Consider the following 9,626-nt stretch of genomic DNA (forward strand, 5'->3'; position numbering starts at 1 on the left):
TTGTTTTTGATACTAAATTATATTAAATGAACAAACAAATTCTGGTAACCGGAGGAACTGGCTTTATAGGTTCACATACTGTTGTTGAGTTGCAAAACAGTGGTTACGATGTGGTGATTGTAGATAATCTTTCAAATTCGAAAGTAGAAGTGTTGGATAAAATTAAAGAGATATCCGGCATTCGTCCAAAATTTGAGCAGTTTGATTTAACGGACAGGCAAAAAGTAAAGGATTTCTTTTTGAAATATTCGGATATAGAAGCAATTATTCATTTTGCAGCATCGAAGGCTGTTGGTGAATCGGTTGAAAAACCATTGATGTACTACAACAATAATCTGAATTCTTTGATGAATATCATGGAGTCGATGATGGAATTTAATATATCCAATCTTGTATTCTCATCTTCGTGTACAGTATATGGACAACCTGATCGTTTGCCGGTAACTGAGCAAACTCCAAGAAAAGAAGCAGAATCTCCATACGGAAATACCAAAACTATTTGTGAGGATATAATTCGTGATACAATTAAAGCATGTCCATCGCTTAAGGGGATTGCACTTAGATATTTTAACCCGATTGGTGCACATGCTACGGCAAAAATTGGAGAGTTGCCTTTAGGCGTGCCAAATAATTTGATTCCTTTCCTTACACAAACTGTGGTTGGGATTCGATCGGAGTTGAGTGTATTTGGAGATGATTATGACACTGCCGACGGTTCAGCAATTCGTGATTATATTCATGTGGTGGATTTGGCCAAGGCTCATGTTGTTGCCATTGAAAGATTATTGAATAACAGAAATAAGGAAAACTACGAGTATTTTAATGTTGGTACAGGAAACGGCGTTTCTGTTCTTGAGATTATTAAATCATTTGAAAGAGCAACGGGAGAGAAAGTTCCTCATAAAATTGTAGCTCGTCGTGCAGGTGATATCGAAAAAATATATGCTGATACGTCCTTTGCAAATGAGGAGTTAGGATGGAAAGCAGAGAGCACTCTTGATGAAACGCTTCTTTCCGCCTGGAAATGGCAATTGAATATTTGAAATTTATACCAAGTCGCAAAGAATTATTTTAACGCCTGTCATTTAATTGATAGGCGTTATTCTTTTTATCGTGAATTACAATTTGGAAAAGGAGTGTTGAAAACTAAGCCTCATATAATTTAATACATTCCTGATTAATAATATCAACAGGAAGATACTCATCTTTTGGAATATCGTGATTCAAAAGAACATATTCGAATAATTTTTTTACGGCTTTAAATCCTTGTTGGTGAGGATGCTGACCAATTAAAAAATCGATAGTTCCGTGATTTAGATATTTGATATTTTGTTCGATAGGATCAAAACCTACAAGAATAATATCACTTAGTTCGTTACTAATCAGATATCTTGCTATTTTATAAACCTTGGATCCTGTTATGAAAATGGCTTTTATATTCTTGTTTTTCTTGATTACAGAATCTAATTTTTCTTTAATAATTTCAGTATCAGATTTAGGAATTTCAATACTTATTTTCAGACCTTGATTTTTTCCTTTATCCATAAAATAGCTTAAAAATCCTTGTGTTCTTTGATTTAAGTGATGAACATTCTCCAGATTTTTAGCCAGATTAATAATTAAAATATCTCCATTTTCAGGAATGCCAAAGTCTATTAAATTAGCGGCAACTCTTCCTCCATGAAAACCGTCACTACCAACATAAGCTAAATAGTTGCTTTTCGATAATTTTGATTCGATAAAAACATATGGAATTCCCTTTTGATCAAGTTTTTCGGTGAAGTCAAGACTCTCTTTTGAGAAGATAGGAGAAAATACAATCCCCGAAGGATTAAGCTCTAAAACTGCTTCGGATTGTTTTATGAAATCTTGTTCATTGTAATGCTCGAAAAAGAAATTTTTAACTTTTACTTGAAATTGTTCTAATTCCAAGGCTGCTTCAGTAATGCCATTTAAGGGTCTTTTCCAAAATATATCTTCCTCGGTTGGGCTTGGTAACAAAGATGCAAAAATACATTGCTTTTTAGAAGTAAGTGCTCTGGCTATAAGGTTAGGTTGATAGTTGTTTACTTTTGCAATTTCCAGAATTTTATTCTTGGTTTCTTCCGCAACTTCTCCGCGATTGTGGAGTACACGATCTACCGTACCAACAGAAACACCTGCTTGTTCAGCTATGTCTTTTATTCGAATCTTTGCTTTGGTCATTTCTAGTAAATAAAAAATCAGGAAGGAATTTATCCTTCCTGAAATTAACAAACTCTAACTACAATTATGAAACAAAAGTAATACATTAACTCATAAAAAATTTAGAATCCTAAGAGTAAAGTATTGAGGGGTTTATTTAATTGCTGTTATTCTGTTATTGGCTTGTAATGAGGAACCAAAGATTTCATAATGACCCAACCAATTAAATAAGCAACCGCACAAATTGAAAAAATGATGAAATAACCTGCTCTGATTCCTTCAAACCCCATAAACTTCATATTGGTGTTTGCTGCAAAGTCGAAAAGAACTCCAGAACCTTTATTGATGCAGAATGAACCTAAACCTCCGGCCATTCCTCCAATTCCGGTAATGGTTGCTATTGATGAACGAGGAAACATATCTCCTGTAGTAGAGAAAATATTTGCAGACCATGCTTGATGTGCTGCTCCGGCAATACCAATGATAATAACAGGGAACCAATAAGAATAAGTACCTAAGGGTTGAGCTAATAAAGCCAAAAGAGGGAAGAATGCAAAAATAAGCATCGATTTCATTCGTCCGGCATATGGATCCATTCCCTTTTTATCAACAAAATAAGTAGGGAGCCATCCTCCAATAATAGACAATAATGTGATTGCATATAAAACAAACAGTAATAACTGAGCCATTGTACTGCTGGAAGTTAAACCATAAACATCACTTAAGTAGGCTGGTGTCCAAAACAAAAAGAACCACCAAACACCATCTGTCATGAATTTACCAATAATAAACGACCAGGTTTGTTTGTATTTAAAGGTATCAACAAATGATATTTTCAGACTTTCGTTTGCAGTAGTTTTGTCATCATCACTGCTGTTATCCTGATTAATATAGGCTAACTCAGCAGGATTTACTCTATTGTGTTCGTGAGGTTTTTTGTACATAAACTTCCAAAAGAATATCCAAACAAATCCTAAAGCTCCAATAATGATAAATGCCATTTCCCATCCAAAATGGGAAGCAATTACCGGAATTGTTATTGGTGCAGCTAATGCCCCAACTGTTGCTCCTGCGTTAAAAATACTTGTAGCATAAGCCCTGTCTTTCTTGGGGAAATATTCTGCTGTAGTTTTAATTGCAGCCGGAAAGTTTCCAGCCTCACCAATGGCGAGAACAAATCGCGCAAAGACGAAAAGAACTACACTAACATTAATAACTTTAGAAACGTTGCTCACTTGTTTTATGGCTTCTTTTGCGTTTTCAAAATCAAGAAACCATTCGCCGCTAACGATACCCGATGTGGCAATACCACAAAAAGCATGTAATACAGCTCCTACTGACCAAATACCAATAGCCCATATAAAACCTCTTTTTGTGTCTAGCCAATCAATAAATCGGCCTGCAACTAAAAGACCTACAGCATAAAAAACAGAAAACAAAGCTGTGATATTACCATAGTCGCTATTGGTCCAGTGAAATTCAGGGGCTATAAAATCCTTCCAGGTAAGTGAGAGTACTTGCCTATCCATGTAATTAATTGTCGTAGCAAAGAAGAGTAATGAACAGATTTGCCACCTGTACTTAGTCATATTTCCTTTTATTTGTATTGCAGTCATTTATTTATCGTTAGAGATTAATAATTTTGTTTTTTAAAGACAAACTTCATAAATTTTTGCTTATTCCTAATTCAAGACCTCGTAATTCCGCCAATCCTTTCATTCTGCCGTACAAAGAATATCCTGGGTTTGTTTTCTTTGGAAGATCATCCAGCATTTTATTTCCATGATCGGGACGCATAGGAATTTGCCAGTCTTTTCGGCCTGATTCCTTACGTTCTTTTTCTTCTATCAGTAAAGCTTTCATTACAGCTGGAATATCAATATCTCCATCAAACAAATAGTTTTCGAAGAAGTTTCCTTCCTCGTCTCTAGTTACATTTCTAAGATGAACAAAATTGATTCGGGGAGCTAATATCCTTGTCATTTCCGGAAGATCATTAAAATGACCGGCACCAAATGATCCTGTACACAATGTAATTCCATTTGAAATCGAGTCAACTACTTTAGTTAATTCCAGAGCGTCTTCGATGGTGCTGACAACTCTAGGTAAGCCAAGCAAAGCACGTGGCGGATCATCCGGGTGAATTGCCATTCTTACACCTGCTTGTTCGGCAACAGGAATAATTTCGCGTAAAAACTCATGCAAATGTTTTTTTAATTTGGACGCATCAATTTCTTTGTAGCCATCCAATACTTTTTGGAAACTTTCCAAGGTGTATGATTCTTCGGCTCCAGGAAGACCTGCAATTACATTTCGGGTAATTTTTTCGATTTCAGCGTCAGACATGCTGTCAAACTTTTCTTTGGCACGACTTATCATTTCAACAGAATAATCTTCATTTGCATTTTGACGCTTTAAAATATAAATATCAAAGGCGGCAAAAGTCACCATGTCGAATTTTAATGCATTCGATCCATCCGTAAAGTTGAATTCCAAATCGGTTCTTGACCAATCCAAAACAGGCATAAAATTGTAGCAAATGGTTTCAATACCACATTCACCTAAATTTTTGATGCTCTGCTTGTAATTTTCTATGTATACTTTATAATTGCCGGTTTGTTTTTTTATATCCTCATGAACCGGAACACTCTCAACTACCGACCAAGTTAGTCCGGCAGCTTCAATTTCGGATATTCTTTTTTTGATTTCGTCAATGGGCCATACTTCTCCGTTTGGAATTTGATGAAGAGCCGATACAATACCGGTTGCCCCGGTTTGTCTTATTTCCTGAAGTGAGATTGGATCGTTTGGACCGTACCATCTCCATGTTTGTTCTAATGACATGTTGTTTGTTTTATAGTTAATGGACAAAACGGACAAGAGGTGATTGAATTCTTGTTCCGTTTTGTCACATAAACACGCTAACCTAAATAATATATAATTAAAACTAAAAAGCCTGCTAAACTCCACTATACGCACTAAATCCTCCATCAACAGGAATAACAACCCCTGTAACAAAAGCAGACCAGTCCGATAATAGATAAAGTAGAGTACCCTGTAATTCTTCTGGAGTACCGTAACGTTCCATTGGTGTATTGTTAATAATTTTTACGCCTCGTGCAGTTGGTTCACCTGTTGTTTCATCGGTTAGTAAAAACCGATTCTGATTTGTCAACAAAAATCCAGGAGCTATTGCATTTACACGTACTCCCATTTTTGAAAAATGAACTGCTAACCATTGCGTAAAATTGTTCACAGAAGCTTTTGCTGCGGAATATGCTGCAATTCTGGTCAGTGGACGGTAAGAGTTCATAGAAGATACATTTACTATTGAACCTCCTTTTTTCTCAATCATATCCATGGCAAATACCATCGTTGGAAGAATCGTTCCTTTAAAGTTCAAGTCAAAAACTCTATCGAAACCTTCCATTTTCATTCCAAAGAAAGTTTCTTCCAGATTGTCAAGATCAGAATCTACCATTTGATCTACACCAGATGTAGCCAGAGGAGAATTCCCTCCGGCTCCATTGATAAGATAATCTATACTCCCCAGCTTATTATTGATTATCCCTTTTGCTTCCTGCAGTGATTCTTTATCAAGTACGCTTGCTGCAACCCCAATTGAAGAAACATTGTATTTGGTTTCAATTTCCTGAGCTAATTTTTCAACAGCATCAGCATTAATATCAATCAATGCCGTTTTTACACCCATCGCAGCCAATGATTTAGCCATGGCAGAGCAAATTACTCCTCCGGCACCGGTAACAACGGCTACTTTATTTCTTAAATTGGTTTCCATTCTTTTTTATTTTCTGATTTCTTTGATGATAGAAATAGCATTGGCAGTTGCAGCTTCAATTGCTTCGTAATTGAATGATCCATCTGCATTTTTTATCATCAGCTGAGATCCCATTCCTACACAATGAACACCGGCATTGAACCATTCTGTCAGGTTTCCGATTTCTGGTTTAACTCCTCCTGTTGGCATAATTGAAGACCATGAGAAAGGACCTTTTACGGCTTTTACAAATTCAGGACCACCAACTTGTTCTCCTGGAAATATTTTTACAACCTCAGCACCTAATTCTTCAGCGTATGAAATTTCTGTTAATGATCCACAACCCGGTGACCATGCTATTTTTCGACGGTTACAAACTTTAGCCATTTCCGCATTTAAGATTGGAGAAACAATAAAATTTGCACCCAACTGGATGTATAATGAAGTTGTACCGGCATCAATTACAGACCCAACACCTAAAATCATTTTCGGACATTCTTTAGCAGTCCATTTAATTAGTTCTGCGAAAACTTCATGTGCAAAATCGCCGCGGTTAACGAATTCAAATACGCGCGCACCACCTTTGTAGCATGCTTTAACGATCTCTTTACAAACTTCTATATCTGAATGAAAGAATACTGGAATCATTCCAACTTCTTTCATTTTTAAAGCAACTTCTATTCTTGAATATTGAGCCATTTCGTTATATAATTATGAATTGAGAATTATGAATTATATGATTGAAGTATTCTTCATTTATGATTCATAACTCATAATTTATCTAGCAACTCGTCCGGATGCATCGCCTTCCATTAACTTCACAACTTCGTCAACAGTAACTTGATTGTAATCGCCATAGATTGTATGTTTCAAACAAGATGCTGCAACTGCAAAATTTAGAGCTTTCTGATCATCTTTTGGCCATGTAATTAATCCGTAAATTAATCCACCCATAAATGAATCACCGCCACCAACACGATCAACGATGTGTGTTATTTGGTACGTATTATTTGCTTTGTACAATTCGTTTCCATCGTATAAAACACCGGTCCACGAATTGTGGTTCGCGCTGATAGATCCACGTAAAGTGGTAATTACTTTTTTGCAACGAGGAAATTGTTTCATGATTTGTTGAGAAACAGATAAGTAAGCTCCTGCTTCAACATGTCCGCCGGTAACATCAACACCTTCTGGTTTGATTCCTAGAACTTTTTCGGCATCTTCTTCGTTTCCTAATATTACGTCGCAGCCGGCAACTAATTCCGGCATAACTTCGTTTGCAGTTTTGCCATATTTCCAAAGATTTTTTCTGTAGTTTAAATCTGTTGAAACGGTAATACCTCTTTTGTTGGCTTCTTTAATAGCTTGTAAGCAAACATCAGCTGCACCTTGCGAAATAGCAGGAGTAATACCTGTCCAATGAAACCATGATGCACCTTCAAATACTTTTTCCCAGTCAATCATTCCGATTTTAAGCTCAGAGGCAGCAGAATTAGCTCTGTCGTAAACAACTTTACTACCACGGCTAACAGCTCCAGTCTCCAAAAAATAAATTCCTAAACGATCTCCACCCCAAACGATGTTGTCAACACCAACGCCGTATTTTCTTAAATCCATCATACAAGCGTGGCCAATATCATTTTTTGGAAGGCGGCTTACAAAATCAACCTCAATGCCATAATTTGCCAAAGAAACGGCAACATTAGCTTCACCTCCGCCATAAGTAGCGTTAAAATTATCAACTTGAGAAAATCTAGCATAACCTGGTGTTGCAAGTCTTAGCATGATTTCACCGAAAGTAACTACTTTATTCATCTTTATTATTTTGTTTGAGTAAGATTAAAAATTGAAATAGTTTTTAGCATTATAGTAACAGATTCCTTGTACTACTTCTTTCAATAATTCTTCGTTGTACGGAATTAATCCTTTTTCAACATCGTTACCAATTAGGTTACAAAGAATTCTGCGGAAATATTCGTGACGACTGTAGCTTAAGAATGATCTTGAGTCAGTTAGCATTCCAACAAAGCGACTTAAAAGACCAAGATTAGAAAGAGCATTCATTTGTTTTTCCATGCCATCTTTTTGATCCAAAAACCACCATCCTGATCCCCACTGAATTTTACCTGCTATCTCGCCATCCTGAAAATTCCCTAACATAGTTGCATAAACTTCGTTATGAGCAGGGTTTAGATTGTAAAGAATAGTTTTTGTTAATTTTTCTTCAGTAGCCAGACGATTTAGGAATTTCGACATATCTTCAGCGACCAATTTGTCCGCAATTGAATCGAATCCAGTATCAGCACCTAATTTGTTGAACATTCCGGTGTTATTGTTACGAATAGCACCAATATGGAATTGCTGAACCCATCCTTTTGAATGATCCAAAACAGCAAATTCATATAACATAGCTGATTTGAATTTCAAAACTTCTTTTTCGTTCAATTCTTCTCCTTTTCGGATCTTTACAAAAATTTCAGAGGCTTCATTATTTGTATATTCAGCAGCAAAAAACTGCTCTAAACCATGATCGGAAGCCTTACAACCCATTTCAGCAAAGAAATCATGTCGTTTTTGAAGAGAAGAAAGTAAATCTTCAAATGTGTTGATTTCCATTTCAGATGCTGTGGCCAGTTTGTTGATATATGCGTTGTATTCCGATGCATCATCAACAGCCATTGCCTTATCCGGTCTCCATGATGGAACCACCTTGGTTTCAAATCCGGAATCTTTAATCGCTTTGTGATATTCCAACGAATCGGCGGGATCATCGGTTGTACCGATAACTTCAACATTGGCTTTGCGAATTAAGCTTCTGCATGAAAACTCAGGAGTATTCAATTTTTTATTGCACTCGTTCCAGATTTCTTCAGATGTATCAGGATTTACTATTTTTTCAATGCCAAAAGGCTTTTTTAGCTCCAAGTGTGTCCAATGGTAAAGAGGGTTTCTCAATGTATATGGAACTGTACCGGCCCAATTTTCGAATTTCTCTCTGTCAGAGGAAGATTCTCCGGTGATACCTTCTTCTTTTATACCATTGGTTCTCATAGCTCTCCACTTATAGTGGTCACCATATAACCATATTTGAGTCATGTTTTCAAATCGTTTATCTTCGGCTATTTCTTTTGGGGAAATATGGCAGTGATAATCGATAATTGGAAGATCGGCTGCAAATTCATGATACAGTTTTTTTGCTGTATCGGTCTCAAGAATAAAATCTTTGTCTAAAAATTTCTTCATCGATATTGTATCAAATAAGTTTCGTTTTCGCACACGGTGGTTTTAAAAAAAAATGTTTAAAACGATTGTTTAAATAATAAAACCTTTTGCAAGTTTAAATTTAAAACACGTCCGTGTTCGGACACGAAGATAGAAAGGTTTTTTATTTATAGCAAACGAGTGGATGATTTTAAATTAAATTTATTTAAAGAATACCTGATTTTAGTTCGTTATAATTAGCAATGCTAATCTGTGCAAATCCTTTGGAATGGGTGGAATGGCATATATTGAAGAGTGTCATAAATAATGCGGTGAATTGTAATGATAAATATGTTATTTAAATTGCATCTAGTTAAGAATAAAGGGATTTGTATTCATTGTTTTACTTCACTAGTGTCCCATTAAAATATAAAAAAGTTCTTTGAAAAAATTGAAATTTAGT

8 protein-coding genes are annotated in these 9,626 nt (G+C 35.9%); 1 reads left to right on the plus strand and 7 read right to left on the minus strand.

From position 1 onward, the window contains the following. Positions 1 to 26: 26 nt before the first annotated feature. Complete coding sequence (galE, locus tag QUH73_RS19630) at positions 27 to 1,043, plus strand: UDP-glucose 4-epimerase GalE (protein ID WP_289532147.1); 1,017 nt, start codon at positions 27 to 29, stop codon at positions 1,041 to 1,043. A 103-nt stretch (positions 1,044 to 1,146) separates the two neighbouring features. Here the strand turns inward: galE and QUH73_RS19635 are convergent, their stop codons facing one another. The 7 genes from QUH73_RS19635 to uxaC form a co-directional block, all read right to left on the minus strand. Next, complete coding sequence (locus QUH73_RS19635; RefSeq protein WP_289532148.1) at positions 1,147 to 2,205, minus strand: LacI family DNA-binding transcriptional regulator; 1,059 nt, start codon at positions 2,203 to 2,205, stop codon at positions 1,147 to 1,149. A 146-nt stretch (positions 2,206 to 2,351) separates the two neighbouring features. Beyond that, entirely contained in the window at positions 2,352 to 3,800 is a 1,449-nt protein-coding gene (locus QUH73_RS19640; protein WP_289532149.1) for an MFS transporter, read from the minus strand. A gap of 46 nt (positions 3,801 to 3,846) precedes the next feature. Beyond that, positions 3,847 to 5,028, minus strand: coding sequence for a mannonate dehydratase (uxuA, locus tag QUH73_RS19645; RefSeq protein WP_289532150.1), 1,182 nt, complete (start codon positions 5,026 to 5,028; stop codon positions 3,847 to 3,849). Positions 5,029 to 5,143: 115 nt separating this feature from the next. Beyond that, positions 5,144 to 5,983 carry an SDR family oxidoreductase gene (locus tag QUH73_RS19650; RefSeq protein ID WP_289532151.1) on the minus strand — a complete coding sequence of 280 codons (840 nt, stop codon included), beginning with the start codon at positions 5,981 to 5,983 and terminating at the stop codon, positions 5,144 to 5,146. A gap of 6 nt (positions 5,984 to 5,989) precedes the next feature. Next, positions 5,990 to 6,661: a bifunctional 4-hydroxy-2-oxoglutarate aldolase/2-dehydro-3-deoxy-phosphogluconate aldolase gene (locus QUH73_RS19655; protein WP_289532152.1), complete on the minus strand. Its 672-nt coding sequence runs from the start codon at positions 6,659 to 6,661 to the stop codon at positions 5,990 to 5,992. Between the two features lie 78 nt (positions 6,662 to 6,739). Next, entirely contained in the window at positions 6,740 to 7,777 is a 1,038-nt protein-coding gene (locus tag QUH73_RS19660; RefSeq protein WP_289532153.1) for a sugar kinase, read from the minus strand. A gap of 24 nt (positions 7,778 to 7,801) precedes the next feature. Next, positions 7,802 to 9,205, minus strand: a complete 1,404-nt coding sequence (uxaC, locus tag QUH73_RS19665) for a glucuronate isomerase (RefSeq protein ID WP_289532154.1) — start codon at positions 9,203 to 9,205, stop codon at positions 7,802 to 7,804. Positions 9,206 to 9,626: the final 421 nt, after the last annotated feature.

Source organism: Labilibaculum sp. K2S (genome assembly GCF_030372765.1).
Taxonomy (GTDB): domain Bacteria; phylum Bacteroidota; class Bacteroidia; order Bacteroidales; family Marinifilaceae; genus Labilibaculum.

Bases quoted from the DNA above. Each gene is read 5' to 3' on its own strand.
- galE (WP_289532147.1), top strand. From the start codon at position 27: ATGAACAAACAAATTCTGGTAACCGGAGGAACTGGCTTTATAGGTTCA.
- QUH73_RS19635 (WP_289532148.1), bottom strand. From the start codon at position 2,205: ATGACCAAAGCAAAGATTCGAATAAAAGACATAGCTGAACAAGCAGGT.
- QUH73_RS19640 (WP_289532149.1), bottom strand. From the start codon at position 3,800: ATGACTGCAATACAAATAAAAGGAAATATGACTAAGTACAGGTGGCAA.
- uxuA (WP_289532150.1), bottom strand. From the start codon at position 5,028: ATGTCATTAGAACAAACATGGAGATGGTACGGTCCAAACGATCCAATC.
- QUH73_RS19650 (WP_289532151.1), bottom strand. From the start codon at position 5,983: ATGGAAACCAATTTAAGAAATAAAGTAGCCGTTGTTACCGGTGCCGGA.
- QUH73_RS19655 (WP_289532152.1), bottom strand. From the start codon at position 6,661: ATGGCTCAATATTCAAGAATAGAAGTTGCTTTAAAAATGAAAGAAGTT.
- QUH73_RS19660 (WP_289532153.1), bottom strand. From the start codon at position 7,777: ATGAATAAAGTAGTTACTTTCGGTGAAATCATGCTAAGACTTGCAACA.
- uxaC (WP_289532154.1), bottom strand. From the start codon at position 9,205: ATGAAGAAATTTTTAGACAAAGATTTTATTCTTGAGACCGATACAGCA.